Raw genomic sequence first — 21847 nt, forward strand, 5'->3', positions numbered from 1 at the left:
TACTAGAACGCATGTTCTAGATTCTCTACTGTGAGAACGACGATAATTCCCTCTTCCGACATTGCAAGAGGACATATCCGTTTGCTATGTTCGATTGTCGCCGTGAATCAGGAGTCGCCGGAGGCCGGCACCCGCAGGGTGCCGTAGCGCTCCATCCGATGCCAGCGCAGCCGGGTGCCCGCGACCGCGGTGAACACGGACTGGATCACCACGAGGTACATCAGCTGCCGGTAGACGAACTGCTGCAGCGGCAGCACCCACAGCACCCGCAGCGGTTCGCGATCGAGGACCAGCGCGTACGCGGCCATCACCACCTGCAGGGCCAGGAACGCCAGCCAGACCAGCGCGATCCGCACCGGGTCCAGGAAGATCAGGCCGTACACCGCGAACACATCCACGACGGGCGCGAACAGCGGCAGCAGCACCTGCAGCACGAGCAGGTAGCCCAGACCGCGGCGGCCGAGTTTGCCGGCCTGGCCTCCCTGCACGACGGCACCGCGGTGCTTCCACATGGCCTGCAGCGTGCCGTAGCACCACCGATACCGCTGCCGCCACAGCGCGCCCAGGGTCTGCGGAGCCTCCGTCCACGCCAGCGCGTCGTCCTGATAGACGATCCGCCAGCCGGCGCGCGACAGGGCCATGGTCAGGTCGGTGTCCTCGGCCAGGGTCTCGTCGCTGACCCCGCCCACCTGGGCCAGCGCCGTGCGCCGGAACGCGCCGATCGCGCCCGGCACCGTGGGCATGCACTGGGCGACGTCGAACATCCGGCGATCGAGGTTGAAGCCGACGACGTACTCGACGTGCTGCCAGGCGCCGAGGATCCCCTGACGGTTGGCCACCTTCGTGTTGCCGGACACCGCCCCGACGGCGGGGTCGGAGAACGGCTGGACGAGTCGGGCGACGGTCTGCGGCTCGAACACGGTGTCGCCGTCGACCATCACGATCAGGTCGTGCGAAGCCGCATGCAGTCCGGTGTTCAGCGCGGCCGGCTTGCCGGCGTTGGCCTGCCGGATGACCCGCACCTGCGGCAGTCCGAGCGCGGCGGCGCGCGCGGCGGTGTCGTCGGTGGACCCGTCGTCGACGACGATGATCTCCACCGGATGCGACGACGCCGCGATCGAGCGCACCGCCGCCTCGATCCCCGCTGCCTCGTTGTAGGCCGGGATGATCACCGTGACCGCCTCTGTCGTGACCGCCGGTTGCCGCCACCGGCGCCGGCGCCGGGACGTGCGCGCATGGCGCACAGCGGTGGTCATCACCAGGAGGGCCCGACCGAGGGTGATGAGCCCGCTGATCATCAGCGCCCAGACCAGCACCGTGACCAGGGCCTCGCTGACCCGGACCACCCACACCAGCGCCGTCGCCCCGATCTGCTCCCGCGGATCCGCCGGGTGCATCGTGTCCGCGACCCCGACGGCATCGCCCACCGTGGTGACGCGATAGCCGTGCTCGGCCCACTGCGTCAGCATCGCGTCCAGCGCGGCGACCGTCTCGGACCGATCGCCGCCCCCATCGTGCATCAGCACGACCGTGCCGGCTGTGCCACGCGGCTGCAGGTTGGCTTCGATCGCGGCCACGCCGGGGCGCCGCCAATCCTCGCTGTCCTGCGTGGAGAGCACCGTCAGATAGCCCCGGGCCGCGGCGTAGCGGATGGCGCTGTACGACGCATCGGTCACGGCGCTGTTGGTGGAGCTGTAGGGCGGGCGCAGCAGTGACGTGGTCTGGCCGGTCGCCGCGATCAGCGCCTGCTGCGCGCCTTGGAGCTCGATGGCCCGCTGCCACCCGGGCGCCTGCCCCAGATCGGTGTGGGTCAGGGTGTGGATGCCGATCTCATTGCCGTCCGCGACGATGGCGCGCGCGAGCTCGGGGTGGTCGATGACCTCGTTTCCGACGACGAAGAACGTCGCATGCACGCCGTGTCTGCGCAGCACCTGGAGGATCTGCGGAGTCCAGGTCGGGTCGGGTCCGTCGTCGAAGGTCAGCGCGATCGTCCGGCGCGCCGGTCCGGTGGTGCGCACCTGCGCGGCGCGCGCGTCGATCACCGCGCGCCCGTCGCGCACCGCCTGCGGCACCTGACCGGCGCTGGAGACGACGACGGCGGCATCGTCGGAGATGCCGGCACGGTGATGCAGGTATCCCTGCAGCAGCAGGGCGGTGGCCACGATGACCATCAGCACGGCCAGCGCGATCCAGTGCGCACGCACCCGGCGACCGTGCGTGCGCGTGCGACCGCGCGGCGACCGGGGAATCAGAGTCACGGGTGGGACGGCGGCGTCGGCCGCCGGGTCTGCCCGGGCGCGGCGGCGCTCTTGCCGCTGGTGCCCGGCGTGCTCCCGGGCGCGGGCGTCGCGCTCGGGGCCGGGCTGGCCACCGTTGCGGGCGCGGGCTCGGGCGTCGCCGACGGGGCCGTCGTCGCCGACACGATCTGCGGCGCGGCGGGTGGCGTGGCGGGGGTCGTGGCCGGCGGCGAAGCCGGTGTGCGGCTCTTCGGTGCGGCCGGGTGCGGGTGCGTGGCGCTCGGCTGCGGTGCGGGCGTGGTCGCGGTGCCCGCCGCCGACGGCGGCTGCGGCAGCAACGGTGCATCGATGGTCGGGCCGCCGACCATCGCGCTGACCAGCAGCACGGCGTAGCAGAGCGCGGCGGCGACGACCGCGCCCGCCGCGACGCGGACCCGACGCAGCCTGCGTCCGGTCGTGTCCAGGAACACCGGGATGCCGGCGGCCGGCCGCGCCGTGCTTGCGCTCGCGCGGCGGCTGCGGCGCGTCTGCGCTGTTCCTGTCATGTCACCTCCGCCGTCTGCACCCGGCTGGCCCGCGCGGCGGCGTCGCCGGCGCGCAGCCCCTGCTCGAACGCGGCGACCGCGTTCAGCCCCGCGGTCTCGCGCGCTCCGCCGACGAGCGTGTGCGCGATGCCGCGCTCGGCCAACTGGGCAGCCAACTGCGCCCGCGGTGTCTGACCGGCCGCGATCACGACGACGTCGGCCGCGATCAGTTCGGCGGCGCCGTCGATCTCGATGCGCACCCCGCCCGGTTCGATGCCGTGGTAGCCGACTCCGGTCAGCGTGCGCACGCCGCGACGGCGGATCGCCTGCACGGCCGCCCAGCGGGTCGACATCCCCATCCCCGCTCCGATCGGTCCCGACCGGCGCATGATCGTCACCTGCCGGGCCGGCGGGGACAGGATGCCGGTGCGCAGGCCGTTCTCGATCAGGAACCGGTCACGGTCCTGGGAGCCATCCGCGCCGTCCGGCGGCCTGCCCTCGACGAGCAGGTGCGCCAGGTCGACGGCGATCCCGCCCGCGCCGATCACGGCGATCCGCGCGCCCAGCTGCGCCAGGCCTGCGAACGCCTGGGCGTAGTCGATGACGTTCGGCCCGTCGGCGCCCGGCAGATCGACCCGTCGCGGCAGCACGCCGGTGGCGATGATGACGTGCGCGAACCCGGCCAGATCGGCCGCGGTGACCGCTCGGCCGCAGCGCACGTCGACGTCGAGCCGGTCCAGCACCCGTTCGAATGACTGGGCGGTCTGCAGGAAGTCCTCCTTGCCCGGCACGGCGCCGGCCAGCAGGAACTGCCCGCCGATGGCCGGTGCCGCCTCGAACAGTGTGACCTGCGCTCCGGCGAACGCCGCGGCGCGTGCCGCCTCCATTCCGGCGGGGCCGGCGCCCACGACGGCGATGCGCGCGCGGTGGCCGCGCGGGCGCTGCGGTGCGAGGGGGAACTCGAGCTCGCGCCCGGCACGGGGGTTGACGGTGCATGAGATCGGCTCCAGCCCGAACGAGCGGTCGATGCATGCCTCGTTGCAGCCGATGCAGACGTTGACGCGCTCCTGGCGTCCGGCGAACGAGTCTGCGACGATGTGCGGATCGGCCAGGAACGGCCGCGCCATCGACACCAGGTCGGCCGCGCCGTCGGCCAGCACCCGCTCGGCCTGGGCGAGCGCGTTGATGCGGTTGGCGGCGATCACCGGCACCGGCGCACCCGAGCGCGCCAGGGCGCGGCGGATGCGCGCGGACACGTCGGTGAACGCGCCGTGCGGCACCATCGACTGCACCGTGGGCACCCGCGCCTCGTGCCAGCCGATGCCGACGTCGAGGGCATCGGCGCCGGCGCCGGCCAGCGCGACCGCGAGCGCGTCGACTTCTTCGGGCGTGGACGAGCCGGGCACCAGATCGGCGCCGGAGATGCGCACGATCAGCGGCGCGGAGCCGATCGCCGCGCGCACCGCCCGGGTGACGGCCAGCGGAAAGGCGCGTCGCCGGACCGCGTCGCCGCCCCACGCGTCATCACGCAGGTTCGTCACCGGCGAGGCGAATTGGTTGAGCAGGTAGCCCTCCGATGCCATCACCTCGACGCCGTCGAAGCCGAGTGCGATCGCGGTGCGCGCCCCGGCCGCGAAGTCGTCGATCGTGGCGGCGATGCCCGCCTCGTCCAGCGCGAGCGGCATGGCGCCGGAGAACCGGCTGTGCACCGCCGACGGGGCCACCGGGGTGAGCGAGAACGACGACTCGAACGCGTAGCGGCCGGCGTGGAACAGCTGCAGTGCGATGCGCCCGCCGGCCTCGTGCACGGCATCGACCACGACGCGCCAGGTCGCCAGGTGCGCGGGATCGTCCAGCAGCGTGTATCCGGCGCTGCCGGCCCCGACCCGGTTCACCGCGGCGCCGCCGGTGATGATCAGCGCCGCGCCGCCGCGCGCCCGCTCGGCATAGAACGCGGCCAGGGCCGCGGCATCCCCGGTCTCACGGTTCAGGTGCATCGAGCCCATCAGCACCCGGTGCGGCAGCGTCAGCGCACCGATCGTCACCGGCGTCTGCGCACTCGGATAGCGCGCGGCGGTCCCGGACACCTCGCTAGTCCCGCGTCGGCCGCGGCGGCAGTCCGAGCGGGTCCGACGTGTCGTGCCAGTACGGCGGTGCCGCCACGGTCAGGCCGCCGTCGACGACGATGGTGTGCCCGGTGATGTAGCCCGCGCGGTCTGACAGCAGGAAGTCGATCGCGTCGGCCATGTCGGACACGGTGCCGGGCCGGCCCAGCGGAATCGCGTCGATCACCTTCTGCATCGGCGCCATCCCCGGCACCGAGTAGAAGTACTCCAGCGAGTCCGACTCGATGAGCCCGCCGTTGACGCCGTTGACGGTGATGCCGTAGCCGGCGAACTCCACCGCCATGAAGCGGATGAACGACTCCACCGCGGCCTTGTAGGAGCCCAGGGCCGCGTATGTCGCGAAGGCGCGCCGGCTGCCGTAGCTGGAGACGGCGACGATGCGGCCGCCCCGGTCCATCAGGGTGACCGCTTGCTGCGCGCCGAGCACGAACGGCCGCACGTTCATCGCGTACGAGCGGTCGAGGTGGTGCGTCTTCAGGTCCATGATGCGCTTGAAGGCGGCGGCGGCGGCGTTGTTGACGAAGAAGTCGAGCCGGCCGAACCGGTCGGCGACGGCGTCGAACAGCCGCACGATGTCTTCCGGGTTCTCCACGTCGGCCTGCACCGCGATGGCGTCGCCGCCGCGTCTGCGCGCCTGCGCGACGACCTCATCGGCCAGATCGGCGTTCGTGCGGAAGTTGACCACGACGGCGGCGCCCTTGGCGGCCAGCTCGAGCGCGAGCGTGCGGCCGATGCCGCGGGAGGCGCCGGTGATCAGGGCGACCTTGCCGGCGTACTCCCCCGCCTCGGGGTCTGCGGCCGGCGCGCTCACCGGGCGGCCTTGCCGGCGGCGCCGGAGAGCACGGCGCGGGCGATCACGGTCTTCTGGATCTCGTTGGTGCCCTCTTCGAAGCGCTGCGCGCGGGCATCCCGGTAGACGCGCTCGATCGCCGAGGTCTTCCAGTATCCGATGCCGCCATGGATCTGCAGCGCCTTGTCGGTGACCCGGGTGAGCATGTCGACCGCCGTGAGCTTCGCCATCGACGAGAGCGCCGGCGCCTCGGGGGCACCCCGCTCCCATTCCCGGGCGGCGTGCAGCGTGAGCTGCTTGGCCGCCTGGATGTCGGCTTCATTCTCGGCGATCATGAAGGCGATGGCCTGCCGTGATGAGATCGGCTTGCCGAACGTGACGCGCCCGGTCGCGTACTCGATCGCGAGCTCCTGCGCGCGCTCGGCCAGTCCCACGCAGCTCATCGCCACCGAGATGCGGCTGGGGGTGAGGAATCCGCCCAGCGCGATCTTCAGCCCGTCGCCCTCCTCGCCGAGCCGCTGCGCGACCGGCACCGGCGTGTCGACGAAGGTGAGGCTGGCGTGGTCGGTCCCGTGCACGCCCATCGTGTTCGACGTGTCCTCGACGGTCACCCCGGCCGCATCGCGGTCGACGAGCAGTCCGACGACGCCGTCCTTGCCGGAGGTGCCTTCCAGCCGCGCGAACAGCAGCCAATAATCGCAGTGCACCCCGAACGTGATCAGGTGCTTGCGTCCGTTCAGATAGTAGGTGTCGCCCTCGCGTCGCACCGTGGTGGTCAAGTCGGCACCGGTGCCGTTGCCCGGTTCGGTGAGCGTGAACGCCACGAGCAGCTCGCCGGCGATCATCGGGATGACGAACCGCTCGCGCTGGATGTCGGTGACGTGCGGGTTGATCGCGCGCCAGGTGCCGTTGAGCACGTGCACGAGCATCCGGATCGAGGCGTGCGAGCGGGAGAAGATCTCCATCAGCCCCATCCACTGGTCGAATGACAGGCCCCGCCCGCCCAGCTGCACCGGCGCGGCCATGCTCAGGTAGCCCAAGGCCTTCAGCTCGGCGAACAGCTCCGCCGGTACCGCGTCGGTCCGCTCGATCCGCTCGGCCCAGGCCTCGCCGGGCCCGCGCACCCACTCGGCGACCTCGGCCAGCAGTCGGTCGTATTCAGGCTCGCCGATGCGGCTTCCGCGTCCATCGGGCGTTATCGGGGTGTTCGTCATCGAGGGTTTCCTCCCGGTCGGTGTGGGGTACGGCAGCGAGCCGCTGTGGTGTCAGGCCGGCAGCCTGTTCGCGCAGCACGAACTTCTGCACCTTGCCTACCGCATTGCGCGGCAGGCTGTCGACGAGCTCGAGTCGCTCGGGCCAGTAGCTCTTGCTCACCTTGGCGTCATCGAGGTATCTCTGCATCTGGGTGAACGTCAGGGTGCGTCCCGGCTCCAGCACGACGAACGCGCAGGCGCGCTCGCCCAGCCGCGGGTCGGGCATCGCGACGATCGCGACGTCCCCGACGGCGTCGTGCCGGTAGAGCAGCTGCTCGATCTCCGAGACCGGCACTTTCTCGCCGCCGCGGTTGATCACGTCGCGCACGCGCCCGGTGATGCGGAGGTAGCCGTCGTCGATCGTAGCGAGGTCCCCGGTGCGGTACCAGCCGTCGGCGGTGAAGGCCTCCGCGGTCAGGTCGGGGCGCTCGAGGTAGCCGTCGAAGACGGTCGGGCCGGTGAGCTCGAAGTTGCCCTCGACCCCGTCCGGGCTCCGGCGTCCGTCGTCGTCGACGATGCGCAGCTGCACGCCCCGCAGCGCACGCCCGTCCGTGCCCCAGGCCTTGCTCGCGGGGTCGGCCGGGCTGCCCAGTGCGGCCAGCCCGGTCTCGGTCGTGCCGAAGGCACCGCACACGGTGGCGCCGAGCACCCGCGTGGCGCGCTCGGCGAGCGCACGGGGCACGGCGGCGCCGGTGGCCACGAAGATCCGCAGTGCGTGCGGCGCGGGCGCGCCCGCCTCGACTTCGCGGACCAGGTCGGTCAAGAACGGCGTGGCCGCCTGCACGAAGGTGCCCTCCCATTCGTTCAGCACCTCGAGGGCCTGGGTCGGGTTCCAGGTGCGTTGCACGATCTGCGGCACGCCGAGCACCCAGGCCAGCCACATGCCGTACAGGAACCCGGTCTGGTGGGCCAGCGGCGAGGGCACGTAGACGGCATCGGTGGAGTTCAGCGGCAGCTGCTCGATCTCCATCCAGGCCGCCCGGCTGAGGCTCTCGTGGCGGTGGATGACTCCCTTGGGCTCGCCCGAGGTGCCCGAGGTGAACAGCAGCTGGGCGGGGTCCTGCGGCTTCGGGGCACGGGCATCCAGCGCCGCCCGATCCACCTGCGCCCAGGCGGCGGCCCGGTGCCAGGCGTGCCAGGCCACATCCGGATTGGCGCACGAGGGCAGGATGTGCGCGACTCCGGGCGTCAGGTGCAGCACCAGCACCGTCTCGACCGCCAACTCGGCCTCGGCCGGGTCGTCGAGGATCTCGGCGAGCTCGGCGTCGTGCTGGCGTCCGCGGAAGTTGTCGGCGACGACCACGACCTTGGCGTGCGACCGCTTCAGAGCGACGGCGACCTCACGCTGGCGGAAGATCGGCATGATGGGGCAGATCACCGCGCCGATGCGCGCGGCGGCAGCCGAGATCACGACGAAGCCGCTGCAGTTGGGCAGCTGCACGGCCACGCGGTCGCCGGCGGCGACGCCGAAGTCCAGCAGCAGCGCGGCTGCTTTGTCGACGGCCCGGTCCAGCTCGGCCCAGGTCATCCGGGTGGTGCGCTCGGGCGCGGCATCGACCAGGGCCAGCGAGTGCGGGCGCTCCTTCGCCCAGCGGCGGATCCACTCGGCGCCGGTGACCTGGCCGGCGGCGGCGGCGGTGCCCACGGGCGGCAGCCGCCGGGCGGTGGGTCGGGCCGGACCCTGCTCGACCTGCATATCGACGTGGAGCTCGCCCATCGCGTCGAGGAACTGCGGATACGAAATGCGGTACGCGGTCGGAAAGGTCAGCGTGGATCGGCCGGATGCCGCGGATGCGGCCACGGCCAGCGACATCAGCACCCGGTGGTCGTTGAACGAGGACAGATGCGCGCCGTGCAGCCTCTCGACACCCTGGATGCGCAGGTCGGTGCCGTCGAAGTCGAGTCGGCCGCCCATCTCATTCAGCTGCAGCATGGCGTGCACCCGGTCGGACTCCTTCAGGCGCACATGCTCGACGTGGTGGAAGACGCTCTCACCCTCGGCCAGCGCCGCCATCGTCGACAGCACCGGCAGCATGTCGGGGACGTCACGGCAGTCGACCTCGACGGCCTGCAGCCGCCGGCCGTCGTGTGTGATGCGCACGCCGCCGGCCGCGGCGTCCACGGCCATCGGCAGGCCCATCTCGTGCACGATCCGGAGGAACTCGGCCTCGGGGTGGTCGATGTCGGCGGGGTCGATGCTGGCAAGGCCGGTCAGCAGCACGTCGGCGGGGCGGATGCCGGCCACGGCCAGCCCGAACGCCGCCGAGCCGATGTCGGGCGGCAGGTGCAGGTCGGCCGGATGCGCCCACTGGTGCGGTGCGATGTCGTACCGGCGCCCGTCGGGCGAGGCGACGACCTCGAGCCCGAACTGCGCCATCATCCGGACGGTCAGCTCGACATAGCTGCGCTCGTTGAACGGGCCGTCGACGATGACGGAGGTGGGCGCGGTCGCGAACGGCGCGATCAGCAGCAGCGCCGAGATCCACTGCGACAGGGTGCCGGCGATGTGCACGGTGCCGCCGGTGGGACGCCCGTGGCGCACTTGGATGGGCGGGCAGTCGGTGGGCGACGAGGCGTCCACGCCGATCTCGCCGAGCGCGCGCAGCAGCGGGCCGATCGGTCGGTGGTCGAAGTACTTCTGCCCGGTGATCAGGAGGTCTCGATCGGCCAGTGCCGCAAGGCCCACCATGAAGTACAGCGTGGTGCCCGAACTGCCGACGTTGATGTGGTCGCGGTGCGGACGGTACCGGCCGCCGTGGACGACGGCGGTATCGCCGTCGACCTCGACGGTGATGCCCAGCGCGCGCAGCACGCCGACCGTGTACTGCACGTGCCTGGCGTCGCTCAGTCCGGTGATCCGGCTCGTGCCCGGAGCCAACGATGCCAGGATCAGTGCCCGGTGCGCGTGGTATTTCGAGTTCGGCACCTGCACTGTTCCGTGCACCCGGTCGGCACTTCCCGCCACTGACAGATACATGAGTCGGCCTCCGTTCCGGCATAGATCGCCTACTGGTCATGCACCTCGGCAGTGAGCGTCGGCGACCTGCCAGCACCGAACATACTCTTCTGCGCGGGCGGGCGCAGGCACCCTCCGGCGGGCCGCCCGGGTCGTATTCGGGCTCAGGCGGCGAGCGCCAGATACGGCTCCCAGCACGGATCGGCGCGGTCCGCACCGCGCACCGTCCAGTGCGCGCCGCGCGGCGGATGCGGCGCCACATGCAGCACCCACGACATCTCCTGAGGGGTGCGCGCGCCCTTGGCGTTGTTGCAGCGCTGGCAGCACGCGACCAGGTTCTCCCACGAGTGGGCGCCGCCGCGCGAGCGCGGCACGACGTGGTCGACGGTGCCCGCTGTGGTACCGCAGTACGCGCATCGGAAGCCGTCCCGGCGCAGCACGCCGCGGCGGGTCACCGGCACGTGCCGCGCATCCGGCACGCGCACGTATCGGGTCAGGACGATCACCGCGGGTCTGTCGTAGGCGGCATGCGCGGCGCGGACGGGATCGCCCTCGACGTGCTCGATGACGGTGGCCTTCTCGTTCATCACCAGGACCAGGGCCCTGCGGAACGAGACGACCGCCAGCGGCTCATATCCTGCGTTCAGCACCAGTGTGCGCATCTGCCATCCTCACGAACGGTCCCCGACGGCTTCGGGGACATTCGACCAGCGGGCGCAGAGATCTCACCGAGGGCATGAAAAAAGGCGCCGTCTCACCGACGGCGCCGGTAGGCCGCACCCAGGGTGCGGCATCCGTTCTCCTGATGCCGAAGGACGAGCAGGCCGAGCGCATCCATGGTGCGAATGCGTGGTGTGCTGCCCATCGGCTTCCCTCCGCGTGATCCGAGCGTCCGGGAACAGACTAACCCTCGCGGTGCGGGGCAGGCCCCGCACCGACGCGTGTCGAACGGATGTGTCAGCCGGCGTTGGCGCGCAGCCACGCCAGCGGATCGATATGGGTGCCGTTGAGCATCACCTCGAAGTGCAGGTGGTTCGCGGTGGAGCGCCCGGTGCTGCCGACCAGCCCGATGAGCTGACCGACGTCGACGTGCTGACCGTGCGCGACCTGACGGCTGCCGTAGCGCATGTGCGCGTAGACCGTGGTGACCTTCGTGCCGCCGATCACGGTGTCGATCGTGATCGCCACGCCATAGCCGTAGTAGCTCTCGCTGGACACGTTCACGGTGCCCGACGTCGCGGCGAAGATCGGGGTGCCGCCGGGGGCGAGCAGATCGACGCCCTGGTGCTCGCCGCCGCGGGCGCCGAAGCCGTCGCCGATGTGGCTGACCGTGGCCAGCGGCCAGCGGATGGCGCCGGAGCCGGGCCCGGTCATGTTCAGGTTGAGGCGGGAGACCGAGGATCCCGACGACGAGCTCAACGAGGCCAGCCGTGCGGCCCGCTTGGCCCGTGCGGCAGCGGCTTCTTCGGCCTTCTGCTTCGAGATCTCGGCCGGTGTCGTGGCCGCATAGCTGTCGCGCGAGAGCGATGCCGTCGCATCGGCGGCGGAGGCGACGACCAGCGACTGCGCGTCGCCGGCGGCGATCTGCTGGATGGTCTGGGCCTCGGGGGCGGACCGGGCGGCGGCGATCGCCGGCACGGCGACGGTTCCGACCAGCGCGGCGACCACACCGAAAACGGCCAGGCGGCGCAGCGGAGACCTGCGGGTGCGGGTCTTCGGCGAGGCAGGGGTCCGCGTCGCCGGCGCGGCGGCGGCCGCGATCCGAAGTCCGCGGCGAGTGCGCGTCAGTGCGGTGTGTGATTCGTCGGGCTCGAGCGCGGATGCGCCGGTGTCTTCGGCCAAGCTGTCCTCCTGGCCTCCGCCTCCGGCCGGGGCCGGACACGGGCTCGTCGGAAATCATGAACACGCACATCGGGACGTACGTATCGCATTGACCGCAGGAACGACGAGCCGGAGAGGCAATCCTTGCGGCATCCAGTGGCGGGCTTCTCGCCGGTGGACTTTTCGAGGTTACCGGAAGGTAACGAATATGTCACGTTCCCGTGCCGGGAACACGCCGAGAGTCAGCTCGCCTCGTCGATCAGGAAGATGTGCGAGGCGACCTCGACGGGCAGCTCCAGCGCCTCGGCGCCGCCGTCCATCTGCACGAGCACGTAGCCCTCGCTGTATCGGTAGTCGCCGGTCGCGCCGGGCAGCACGCCCGCGCCGCGCAGCTGCTCCAGCAGCTCGGGGTCGACCTGGGCAGGCTCGGCGAGCCGGCGCACCGTGCCGCGGATGGGCCCGCCTGCGGCATCCAGCTTGCGGACCAGCCCGATCACGCCCTGCTCGAACTGGATCGAGGCGACGCCGCCCAGCTGGTCGAGCCCCGGGATCGGGTTGCCGTAGGGCGATTCGGTCGGGTGGCCGAGCAGCTCGATCAGACGCCGTTCGACCTGCTCGCTCATCACGTGCTCCCAGCGGCAGGCCTCTTCGTGCACGAACGCCCAGTCCAGCCCGATCACGTCCGACAGCAGCCGCTCGGCGAGGCGGTGCTTGCGCATGACATCGACGGCCTTCTGCCGACCGGCATCGGTCAGCTCCAGGCGCCGGTCGTCCGAGACCACCACCAGGCCGTCGCGCTCCATTCGACCCACGGTCTGCGACACGGTCGGGCCGGAATGCCCCAGCCGCTCCGAGATGCGCGCGCGCAACGGCACGATGTTCTCCTCTTCGAGCTCGAGGATCGTGCGCAGATACATCTCCGTCGTATCGATCAGGTCGGTCATTTCGATCTCTCCGTGTCAGCCATGTGTTGCCAGCCTAATCTGAGCCCCCGCCGGTCACCCGTGCGCGGCCCGTCATACGCCCGGAGCGCGCCGCCGTGCCCGCCTAGAATCGACCCATGACCCACGTTGTGCTGCCCACCGAGATCCTGCCCGTCGACGGTCGATTCGGCTGCGGCCCGTCCAAGGTACGCCCCGAGCAGGTCGCCGCCCTGGCCGGGCCGGGGGCGGCGATCCTGGGCACCTCGCACCGGAAGGCGCCGGTGAAGAATCTGGTCGGCAGCGTGCGCGAGCAGCTGGCCGCGCTGTTCCGGCTGCCGGACGGGTACGAGATCATCCTCGGCAACGGCGGCTCGACGGCGTTCTGGGATGCCGCTTCGTTCGGCCTCATCTCCCACCGTGCACAGAACCTGGTGTTCGGTGAGTTCGGCGGCAAGTTCGCCAAGGCCGCCGCCGCACCCTGGCTGCAGGCGCCGGAGGTGCGCAGCGCCGAGCCGGGCACCCGCTCCGAGGTCCGGGTCAGCGAGGGCGTCGACGTCTATGCGTGGCCGCACAACGAGACCTCCACGGGCGTCTGGGCGCCGGTGCAGCGCGTGCACGGCGACGACGGCGCGCTGACCGTGATCGACGCGACCAGCGCCGCCGGCGGCATCGACTTCGACATCGCCGACGCCGACGTGTACTACTTCGCGCCGCAGAAGAACTTCGCCTCGGACGGCGGGCTGTGGTTCGCCGCCGTCTCGCCCGCGGCGCTGGAGCGGATCGCGCGCATCGCCGCGTCGGACCGGTACATTCCGGCGTTTCTGAGCCTGCAGACGGCGGTGGACAATTCGCGCCTGAACCAGACGCTGAACACTCCGGCGCTGGCGACGCTGCTGCTGATGGACGATCAGGTGCGCTGGATGAACGCTCAGGGCGGGCTGGCCTGGGCCGGTGCGCGCACGGCGGAGTCGTCGGGTGTGCTGTACGACTGGGCCGAGGCATCCGACTTCGCGACGCCGTTCGCCGCGAAGCCCGCCGACCGGTCACCGGTCGTGGTCACGATCGACTTCGACGAGTCGGTGGATGCCGCGGCCGTCGCCGCGAGTCTGCGGGCCAACGGCGTGGTCGACACCGAGCCGTATCGCAAGCTCGGCCGCAACCAGCTGCGCATCGCGACGTTCGTCTCGATCGAGCCGGACGACGTGCGTGCGCTCACCCGCTGCATCGACTACACCGTGGCGCACCTGGGCGCCTGACGGCCGAGGTCAGTCCTCGTCGTCCTCCTGGCCGGCGGGGTCGTCCGAGTCCTCGTCGTCCGAATCGTCCTCGTCGTCCGAGTCGTCCTCGTCGTCCGAGTCATCCGCATCCGAGTCGCCGTCGTGGGCGACGGAGTCGTCCAGCTCGTCGATGTCGACACCGTCGACATCGCCGGAATGCAGGATCGGCGAGCCGTCGTCATCGAAGTCGGCGGCATCCAGATCGTCCTCGTCGAGGTCGTCATCGTCATCGACGTCATCCGCCGCGCCGTCACCGGACTCGTCCTCGTCGGCCGCCTCCGTCCGGCCGGCGTCGGCGCCAGCCGCCTGCTGCGCCTGGTACTCGGCCAGCCGCACCGCCCACGGCACCCAATCCGGCGCCAGCAGCGCACCCTCACCGGGCAGCAGCTCGACCTCGAGCACGGTCGGCTCGGCATCGCCCACCGCCGCCAGGCTCACCGTCCAGAACCAGCCCGGATACCCCGGCATCGTGTTCGCGAAACGCAGCGAGACGACGCCGTCGGCCTCGACGCGGTGGCCCGCCGGCGCTCCGACGGTCTCGGGCCGGGTGATCTCGTGCAGTGCCGCCAGCGCCAGATCGTGCGCCTCCAGCAGCCGCTCGTCGGGCACGACCGGCTCCGCCTGCTCGGGCACCGGTGCCGCGGACACCTCTTCGGGCGCGTCCGATCCGGCGATCAGGCCCTCGTCCTCGAACTCCTCAGGCGTCGAAGTCATCGGCTACCTTGCGCAGCAGTGCGGCGACCTTCTTGGCGTGCGCGCCGGTCGGGTATCGGCCGGCGCGCAGGTCTCCGCCGATGCCGTCGAGCAGCCCGACCAGGTCCTCCACGATGATCGCCATGTCGTCGGCCGGCTTGCGCGAGCGCTTCGACAGGCTCACCGGCGCCTCCAGCAGCCGCACCGACAGCGCCTGCGGGCCGCGTCGGCCGTCGGCGAGTCCGAACTCGAGCCGACTGCCCTTCTTCACCACGACGCCGGCGGGGAGGGCGGAGGCGTGCAGGAAGACATCCTGACCGTCATCCGAAGCGATGAAGCCGAAGCCCTTCTCCTCGTCGTAGAACCTGACCTTGCCGGTGGGCATGAGTACCTCGCTGAAACGGGACGCCTGCCACGGCGGCAGGCGTCGAATTGGGGATGCGGACCCGCAGGTCCGCATCCCAGCCTACGGCACGGCGAGTAGGCTGAAACAGATGAGCGCGCCCACACCTTCCGCAGATGTCCCGGTCCGTCGCATCGACCGGATCCTCTCCTTCACCGCCCTCGGCCTGCTGGTGCTGTCCGTGCTGTGCTTCTTCGCGATCCTGATCGGCTCGGGCATGCACGCGCACTTCAACACCGGCATCTGGCCGGCCGTCGGCATCCTCGTCTACATCGCGCCAATCGTGGCGTTCCTGCTCATCATCACGGTGGTCGTGATGAGCTTCGTGCGGAGGGCGCGCGCGAACAAGGCGCACTGAGTGGCCGACATCTCCGACGCGCGTGCACTGGCGATCTCGCTGGCCGGCCAGGAGCCTGCCCGCCTCGCCGGGCTGCTGCATGCGCGCGGCGCAGCCGCGTCGGTGACCTGGCGGGACTGCTTCGACGCCGCCGAAGCGATGCTGGACGCTGCCTCCCTCGACCACGCGCTGGCCGCACTCGCGCGCCCCGCGGTGCGGGCACTGGACGCCGCTGCGAGCTCGGATGCGGCCGTTGCGGGCCCCGAGCTGGCGGTCCTGGCCGCCCTCGGCCTGCTGCGCGAGGACGGTCGCCCGTTCGGCGCGGTCGCCGTCCGGCTGCGCGCCGCACTCGCCGAGCACCCGGACGCGACGGCCGAGCCGCAGCCGTCGGCCACCGTGCCGACCGCCGAGCCGGTGGCCGCGGCCACGGCCGAACGCGCCGCAGCCGCCGTGCGGTCGCTGACCGACCTGGTCGCGCTCTGCCGCGACCAGCCGCTGCCGGTCACCGGCGCCGGAGCGGTCACCGCCGCCGAGCGGCGCCGCCTGATCGAGACCGGGGTCGTCGGCGGTGCCGACGAGCTCGACGACCTGCTCACCCTCGCCGCCGACACCGGGCTGCTCGTCTTGGTGGATCGCCACTGGCGGGTCACCGATGCCGGCGACGGGTGGCTGCCCGGCAGCCTCGGCGAGCGCTGGGCCGCTGTCGCGGCCGGCTGGCGGGACAGCCTGCCGCCGGCGCTGCGCACCACCGACGGCGGTTTCACCGCCATCGGCACCTGGCCCGGTGCGCTGCCGCTGGCCGCCGAATGGCCCGCTGCGCTGGCCCGGCTGCGGCGCCGCACGGTGCGCTGGGGTCTGGCTGCCGCCGACGGCACCGAGCCGGCCTGGACCGCCCCGCTGCGCGCCGGTGCGGCCGGCGACGCCGACGCCCTGACCGCGCACCTGCCGACCGAGATCGACACGATCTACCTGCAGGCCGATCTGTCGGCGATCGCGCCCGGTCCGCTGCGCTCTGCCCTCGATCTGCGGCTGCGCACGATGGCCGTGCGCGAGTCCGGCGCACAGGCATCCAGCTACCGGTTCACCGCCGAGTCCATCGCCGCCGCCGTTGCCGCCGGTGAGGATGCGGCGTCGCTGCGCGCGTTCCTGTCCGACCTGTCGCTGACATCCATCCCGCAGCCGCTGGATTACCTGATCGAGCAGACCTGCGCCCGGCACGGGCTGGTGCGGGTGGGCCCGGATGAGGCCACCGGCCGCACCCGCGTGCGCAGCACCGACGGGCACCTGCTGCAGACCATCGCCGTCGACCAGTCGCTGCGCTCGATCGGGCTGGTCGCCGATGGGGACGGACTGCTGTCGCGGGTCTCGCGCGACGCCGTGTACTGGACGCTGGCCGATGCCCGTTACCCGGTCGTCGCGGTCGGCCCGACCGGCGACGTCGAATCGCTGCGCCGGCGCCTGCCCCCGGTGCCGACTCCCGGGCGCACCGACCCGGCCGCGCGGCTCCTGCCCCTGGCCGAAGGGCTGCTGGCGCGCAGCCGCGGCGACGCGGACGCCGCGTGGCTGACGCGCGAGCTCGACCAGGCGGCGCGCAGCCACAGCGAGGTCACCGTCACGGTGCGCCTGCCGGACGGCTCTCAGCGCGAGTACACGATGGCGGCCACCGGTTTCGGCGGGGGCCGGCTGCGCGGGCGCGACCGCACCGGCGATGTGGAGCGCACCCTGCCGGTCTCGCACATCCTGGGGGTGCGTCCGGCCGGCCCCGATGTGCCGGTGCACAGCACCGACCGGTAGAATCGATCCTTATGGCTGATGGCCCCCTGATCGTGCAGAGCGATCGCACCGTGCTGCTGGAAGTGGCGCACCCCGACGCCGAGAGCGCCCGCCATGAGCTCGCCACGTTCGCCGAGCTGGAGCGCGCTCCCGAGCACATCCACACCTACCGGATCACCCGGCTCGGACTGTGGAACGCCCGCGCGGCCGGGCATCACGCCGATGACATGCTGGCGACGCTGGAGCGGTATTCGAAGTTCCCGGTGCCGCAGTCGGTGTCGGTCGACATCCGCGAGACGGTGCACCGGTACGGACGGCTGGTCATCGAGCGCGACGACGAGGGCACTCTGATCCTGCGGTCGACGGATGCCGCGGTGCTGGCCGAGGTCTCGAAGAACAAGCGGATCCGGCCGCTGCTGATCGGCCATCCCGCCCCGGACGCGTTCGTCATCGACGCCTGGGCGCGCGGGGCGATCAAGCAGGAGCTGCTGAAGATCGGCTGGCCGGCCGAGGATCTCGCCGGGTACACGCCGGGAACGCCGCACCCGATCGCGCTGGATGAGGCCGCCTGGCACCTGCGGCCCTACCAGAACCAGGCCATCGACACGTTCACGCACGGCGGGTCCGGCGTCGTGGTGCTGCCCTGCGGAGCGGGCAAGACGCTGGTCGGCGCGGGGGCGATGGCCCAGACGAAGACCACGACGCTGATCCTGGTGACCAACACCGTCAGCGCCCGGCAGTGGCGCGACGAGCTGCTGCGGCGGACCACCTTGACGGCGGAGGAAATCGGCGAGTACTCCGGCCAGGTCAAGGAGATAAAGCCCGTGACGATCGCGACCTACCAGATCCTGACCGCGAAGCGGAAGGGGCAGTATGCGCATCTCGCGCTGCTGGACGCGCTGGACTGGGGCCTGATCATCTATGACGAGGTGCATCTGCTGCCCGCGCCGGTGTTCAAGCTCACCGCCGATCTGCAGGCGCGTCGGCGCCTGGGACTGACCGCGACGCTGGTGCGCGAGGACGGCCGTGAGGGCGACGTGTTCAGCCTGATCGGCCCCAAGCGGTTCGATGCGCCGTGGAAGCAGATCGAGGCGCAGGGCTTCATCTCCCCCGCCGCGTGCTACGAGGTGCGCGTGGACCTGCCCGACGCCGAGCGGCTGGAGTACGCGGCCTCCGCCGACGACGAGCGCTACCGGCTCGCCGCCACCGCGCCCGCCAAGATCGGCGTCGTCAAGGACCTGGTGGCCCGGCACGCCGGCGAGCGGATTCTCGTGATCGGCCAGTACCTCGATCAGATCGACGTCCTCGCCGACGCGCTGCAGGCGCCGAAGATCACCGGCGCGACACCGGTGGACGAGCGCGAACAGCTGTACCAGGCGTTCCGGGTCGGCGAGATCGAAGTGCTGGTGGTCTCGAAGGTCGCGAACTTCTCGATCGATCTGCCGGAGGCATCCGTCGCGATCCAGGTGTCGGGATCATTCGGCTCGCGGCAGGAAGAGGCCCAGCGCCTGGGGCGCCTGCTGCGTCCGAAGACGACCGGGCACACCGCGAGCTTCTACACGCTGATCGCCCGCGACACCGTCGACCAGGACTTCGCGCAGAACCGGCAGCGCTTCCTCGCCGAGCAGGGCTACAGCTACACGATCCTCGACGCCGATCAGGTCGCCGCGTAGCGCAATCGGGCCGGCCCGCCCTCAGACGGCGGCGGTGGCCACGATCGCGACGGCCAGCGACCCGAGCCACACCACCGGGCTGAACCACATGTGGAAGTTCGTGCGCCGACCCAGCGCACCCGAGGTCGCCACCCCGATCGCCGGGAAGTAGTCGCGCAGTCCCCGGCTGCCCTCGCCGCGCAGCGCACGCGCCCGACGCACCATCGCCGCGTCGCCGAACCCGATGAAGGCGGTCAGCACGCCGAAGCCGACCCATGCCCACACGGACAGACCCGTCGCGACGAACGCCGTCCAGGGCGCCAGGAAGGCGACCATCATCAGCGCGTGCGGCAGCACCAGACCGCCATCCTGCCCGCGCGCGTGCCGCGCCCACGAGACCAGCAGCGTCACCCCGAAACTCGCCTGGATCACCCAGGCGACCAGCACCAAATACCCCATGCCGGAGAGAGTACTACGTCCATAGTATTTTGTCACTACATAGGTAGTGCGCCGTGCTAGAGTCCGGTTCATGGGGACGACCCGTGACCGCGCCCTCGCCGCCGCCGTCCGGCTGGTCGGCGAACAGGGCGTGCGCTCGCTCACGCACGTGCGCGTGGATGCCGCGGCCGGCCTGGCGAAGGGCTCGACGTCGAACTGGTTCCGCACGCGGGACGCACTCGTGGCCGGGGTGGTCGTGTGGATCGCCGAGCAGGAGCGGGCGGAGCTGAGCGCGGCCATGGCCCCGGCCCGCACTGCCGCCGAGATCGTCGACATCCTCGCGGGGCTCGTCGACGACGCGACCGGCCGGCATGCCGTGCGCACCCGTGCGCGCTACGCGCTGTTCTTCGAGACCACGGCCGCCCCGGGCGCACAGGCGCCGATGCGCACCCAGCGGTCGATGTTCGAGGAGTGGACGCGCGATCTGCTGGCAGCGCTCGGCGCGCCCGACCCGGACACTGCAGCCCGAACGGTCCTCGCGGTGTGCGCCGGCATCATCGTGAACCGGCTCACCGTGGCTCCCGGCATCCCGGTCCGGCCCACCCTCGAGCGGGCCGTGCTGGGATGCCTGGCCGCGTGAGGGCGGCACTCCGACGGGTGCCTCGCCGCAGCCGACGACGAGGCACCCGCGGCCGGCTCAGCCGGCGGTGATCCGCTCCAGCGCGCCCGCCGTGTACGGGCCGTGCGCGGTGAGGTAGGCGGCGAACCCGTCGATGTCGAGGCCACCGAAGTAGACGTTCTGCGCGTCGAGGAACGTCGGGAAGCCGTCTCCGCCGCCCGCGAGGAAGTTGTTCGTCACCACACGGTAGGTCGCGCCGTCCTCCAGCGGCTGCCCGTTCAGCGTCACCTCGCCGAGCGTCGTCCCCGAGTACGAGTAGGCGAACCCGACGCTTACCTGCAGGATCTTCTTGCCCGCGGCGTTCGGCCCGCTCCACTGCTCGGCCAGCAGCTGCCTGATCTGCGCGCCGGTCAGATCGAGCGAGACCAGGTAGTTGTTGAAGGGCTGGACGGTGAATGCCTCCTCGAAGGTGACGTTGCCCGGCGCCTCGCCCCAGGAGGACGCGAGATAGGTCAGATCGGCGCGGATCCCGCCGGGGTTCATCATCGCGATCACCGGCGCGCCGTATGGCCCGACGACACTCGGATCGGCCAGCTGCGCATCGGCGATGAGGTCGCCGAGCGCCGATTCGCCGGCGTCGTTCTGCAGTCGGGTGACATCGGCGGTGATCTGTCCGATCACCTTGCTGGCGATCGGCGCGACGAGCTCCCGGTAGCGATCGATGATCGCGGTCTCGGCACGGTCCTTGGCGACATCCCGCGTCACGAGCATGTTCTCACTCTTGACGGAGGTGCGCACGATGTCCTGCGTGCGGCGGTCGTACGTGAGCGTCGTGTCGGTGTACAGCCGCCCGAACGACGACGCCGAGGTCACCATGCGGTCGTGGCCGGCGGGGTCGGTGATGGTGCAGACGTACGGCTGATGGGTGTGGCCCGAGACGATCATGTCGATCGCCGGGTCGAGGTTCTTCGCGATCGGGATGATCGGGCTGCTCGGGTCGAGCTGTGCGCCGTTCGCGCACGCCGCATCGTACGACGGGTTCACCGTGTACGCCGTGCCGTCGTGGTACCAGGTCTGCTGGCCGGGCGCACCACCCTGGTGGACGAGCACGACGATCGCGTTCACCCCCTGCTCGCGCAGCACCGGCACCAGGGCGTTGGCCGTCGCGACCTCATCGCGGAACTCGAGTCCGGCGACTCCCGCGGCGGTCACGATCGACGGCGTGTCCTTCAGCGTCATGCCGATGAAGCCGATCTTGACGCCATTGATGTTCTTGATCGCATAGGCGGGCAGGATCGTCTCGTCCGTGCCCGATTTGACGACGTTCGCGGCAAGGTAGTCGAAGCTCGCACCGGGGAAGACCCCGTCGGGGCACGAGTTCTGGTTGTTCGCACCGTCGCCGTCGGCGATGCAGCCGCCGTTGGCCATCCGCTGCAGCTCTTGATACCCCTCGTCGAATTCGTGATTGCCCACGGCCGACACATCCAGCTTCAGGGTGTTCATCGCCAGGATCGACGGCTCGTCGTGGAACGCCCCCGACAGCAGCGGCGAGGCGCCGATCAGATCGCCGGCGGCGACGGTGAGCGAGTACGGATGCCCCTGCCGCGCCTGAGCGAGATGCGTGGCGAGGTACTCCACGCCGCCGACGTTCGCCGTGACGTCTGTCGGCGTCGTCGCGCCGTCGGCGAGCCTGTGGTCGACCACGAGCCGGCCGCTGGAGCCGCCGGGCGCCTCGAGGTTGCCGTGGAAGTCGTTGAACGACAGCAGCTGGATGTCGACGGTCGGGCCGTTCGCCGGATGCGGCGCCTTCGGCGCAGCCTGCGCGGGCGCGGCCATCGTCAGCGCGAGGACCGCGGCGGCCGCGATCGCGGCAGCCGAGGCGAGCCGTTTGGGGCTGGGCGTGATGCGAGATACCACGGGTTTTCTCCGTTCTGTTCCGCACCCGGCCGACGGGTTGTGCCGGCGGTGCAATGGATCAGAACCTAACGCACTCAGAGCCGAAACTGAACCTCGGTTATGAGAACG

At 71.4% G+C, this 21847-nt stretch carries 18 protein-coding genes; 5 read left to right on the plus strand and 13 right to left on the minus strand.

What is annotated here, in order from left to right:
- Positions 1–107: 107 nt before the first annotated feature.
- From ABD705_RS05335 to ABD705_RS05375, 9 genes are all read right to left on the minus strand, one after another.
- Complete coding sequence (locus ABD705_RS05335; protein WP_344781301.1) at positions 108–2204, minus strand: bifunctional polysaccharide deacetylase/glycosyltransferase family 2 protein; 2097 nt, start codon at positions 2202–2204, stop codon at positions 108–110.
- Positions 2205–2254: 50 nt separating this feature from the next.
- A complete protein-coding gene (locus ABD705_RS05340) occupies positions 2255–2782 on the minus strand; it encodes a hypothetical protein (RefSeq protein ID WP_344781303.1) in 528 nt (175 codons plus the stop codon).
- A complete protein-coding gene (locus ABD705_RS05345; protein WP_344781305.1) occupies positions 2779–4848 on the minus strand; it encodes an oxidoreductase in 2070 nt (689 codons plus the stop codon). The genes ABD705_RS05340 and ABD705_RS05345 overlap by 4 nt, the downstream gene beginning before the upstream one ends.
- Before the next feature lie 4 nt (positions 4849–4852).
- On the minus strand, positions 4853–5698 hold the full coding sequence (locus tag ABD705_RS05350; RefSeq protein ID WP_344781307.1) for an SDR family oxidoreductase: 846 nt from the start codon (positions 5696–5698) through the stop codon (positions 4853–4855).
- A complete protein-coding gene (locus tag ABD705_RS05355) occupies positions 5695–6891 on the minus strand; it encodes an acyl-CoA dehydrogenase family protein (protein WP_344781309.1) in 1197 nt (398 codons plus the stop codon). The genes ABD705_RS05350 and ABD705_RS05355 overlap by 4 nt, the downstream gene beginning before the upstream one ends.
- On the minus strand, positions 6836–9907 hold the full coding sequence (aroA, locus tag ABD705_RS05360) for a 3-phosphoshikimate 1-carboxyvinyltransferase (protein WP_344781311.1): 3072 nt from the start codon (positions 9905–9907) through the stop codon (positions 6836–6838). Before aroA ends, ABD705_RS05355 begins: the two co-directional genes overlap by 56 nt.
- A gap of 143 nt (positions 9908–10050) precedes the next feature.
- Entirely contained in the window at positions 10051–10548 is a 498-nt protein-coding gene (locus tag ABD705_RS05365) for an HNH endonuclease (protein ID WP_344781313.1), read from the minus strand.
- A gap of 295 nt (positions 10549–10843) precedes the next feature.
- Positions 10844–11728 (minus strand): M23 family metallopeptidase, encoded by an 885-nt coding sequence (locus ABD705_RS05370; protein WP_344781315.1) that lies wholly within the window; start codon positions 11726–11728, stop codon positions 10844–10846.
- A 221-nt stretch (positions 11729–11949) separates the two neighbouring features.
- The gene (locus tag ABD705_RS05375; protein WP_344781317.1) at positions 11950–12651 is read right to left on the minus strand and encodes an iron-dependent transcriptional repressor DtxR; all 702 of its coding nucleotides are present in this window, start codon (positions 12649–12651) and stop codon (positions 11950–11952) included.
- A 116-nt stretch (positions 12652–12767) separates the two neighbouring features.
- Between ABD705_RS05375 and serC the strand changes: the two genes are divergently transcribed.
- Positions 12768–13886, plus strand: coding sequence for a phosphoserine transaminase (gene serC / locus ABD705_RS05380; protein ID WP_344781319.1), 1119 nt, complete (start codon positions 12768–12770; stop codon positions 13884–13886).
- 9 nt (positions 13887–13895) lie between these two features.
- Here serC and ABD705_RS05385 read toward each other — a convergent pair whose 3' ends face one another.
- Positions 13896–14621 (minus strand): DUF3027 domain-containing protein, encoded by a 726-nt coding sequence (locus ABD705_RS05385; RefSeq protein ID WP_344781321.1) that lies wholly within the window; start codon positions 14619–14621, stop codon positions 13896–13898.
- Complete coding sequence (locus ABD705_RS05390; RefSeq protein ID WP_344781323.1) at positions 14605–14985, minus strand: cold-shock protein; 381 nt, start codon at positions 14983–14985, stop codon at positions 14605–14607. The genes ABD705_RS05385 and ABD705_RS05390 overlap by 17 nt, the downstream gene beginning before the upstream one ends.
- Positions 14986–15094: 109 nt before the next feature.
- On the opposite strand from ABD705_RS05390, the gene ABD705_RS05395 reads away from it, so the two are divergent.
- The 3 genes from ABD705_RS05395 to ABD705_RS05405 are packed head-to-tail and all read left to right on the plus strand — an operon-like array spanning position 15095 to position 18786.
- The gene (locus tag ABD705_RS05395) at positions 15095–15361 is read left to right on the plus strand and encodes a multidrug ABC transporter ATPase (RefSeq protein ID WP_344781325.1); all 267 of its coding nucleotides are present in this window, start codon (positions 15095–15097) and stop codon (positions 15359–15361) included.
- Positions 15362–17134 (plus strand): helicase-associated domain-containing protein, encoded by a 1773-nt coding sequence (locus ABD705_RS05400; protein WP_344781327.1) that lies wholly within the window; start codon positions 15362–15364, stop codon positions 17132–17134.
- 11 nt (positions 17135–17145) lie between these two features.
- Positions 17146–18786, plus strand: a complete 1641-nt coding sequence (locus ABD705_RS05405) for a DNA repair helicase XPB (RefSeq protein ID WP_344781329.1) — start codon at positions 17146–17148, stop codon at positions 18784–18786.
- A gap of 21 nt (positions 18787–18807) precedes the next feature.
- Here the strand turns inward: ABD705_RS05405 and ABD705_RS05410 are convergent, their stop codons facing one another.
- Positions 18808–19224: a hypothetical protein gene (locus tag ABD705_RS05410; RefSeq protein ID WP_344781331.1), complete on the minus strand. Its 417-nt coding sequence runs from the start codon at positions 19222–19224 to the stop codon at positions 18808–18810.
- 70 nt (positions 19225–19294) lie between these two features.
- On the opposite strand from ABD705_RS05410, the gene ABD705_RS05415 reads away from it, so the two are divergent.
- A complete protein-coding gene (locus ABD705_RS05415) occupies positions 19295–19843 on the plus strand; it encodes a TetR/AcrR family transcriptional regulator (protein ID WP_344781333.1) in 549 nt (182 codons plus the stop codon).
- Between the two features lie 57 nt (positions 19844–19900).
- On the opposite strand, the gene ABD705_RS05420 is transcribed toward ABD705_RS05415, so the two are convergent.
- Complete coding sequence (locus tag ABD705_RS05420; protein ID WP_344781335.1) at positions 19901–21739, minus strand: bifunctional metallophosphatase/5'-nucleotidase; 1839 nt, start codon at positions 21737–21739, stop codon at positions 19901–19903.
- Between the last annotated feature and the right edge of the window lie 108 nt (positions 21740–21847).

It is taken from the genome of Microbacterium kribbense (assembly GCF_039537285.1).
Lineage (GTDB): Bacteria > Actinomycetota > Actinomycetes > Actinomycetales > Microbacteriaceae > Microbacterium > Microbacterium kribbense.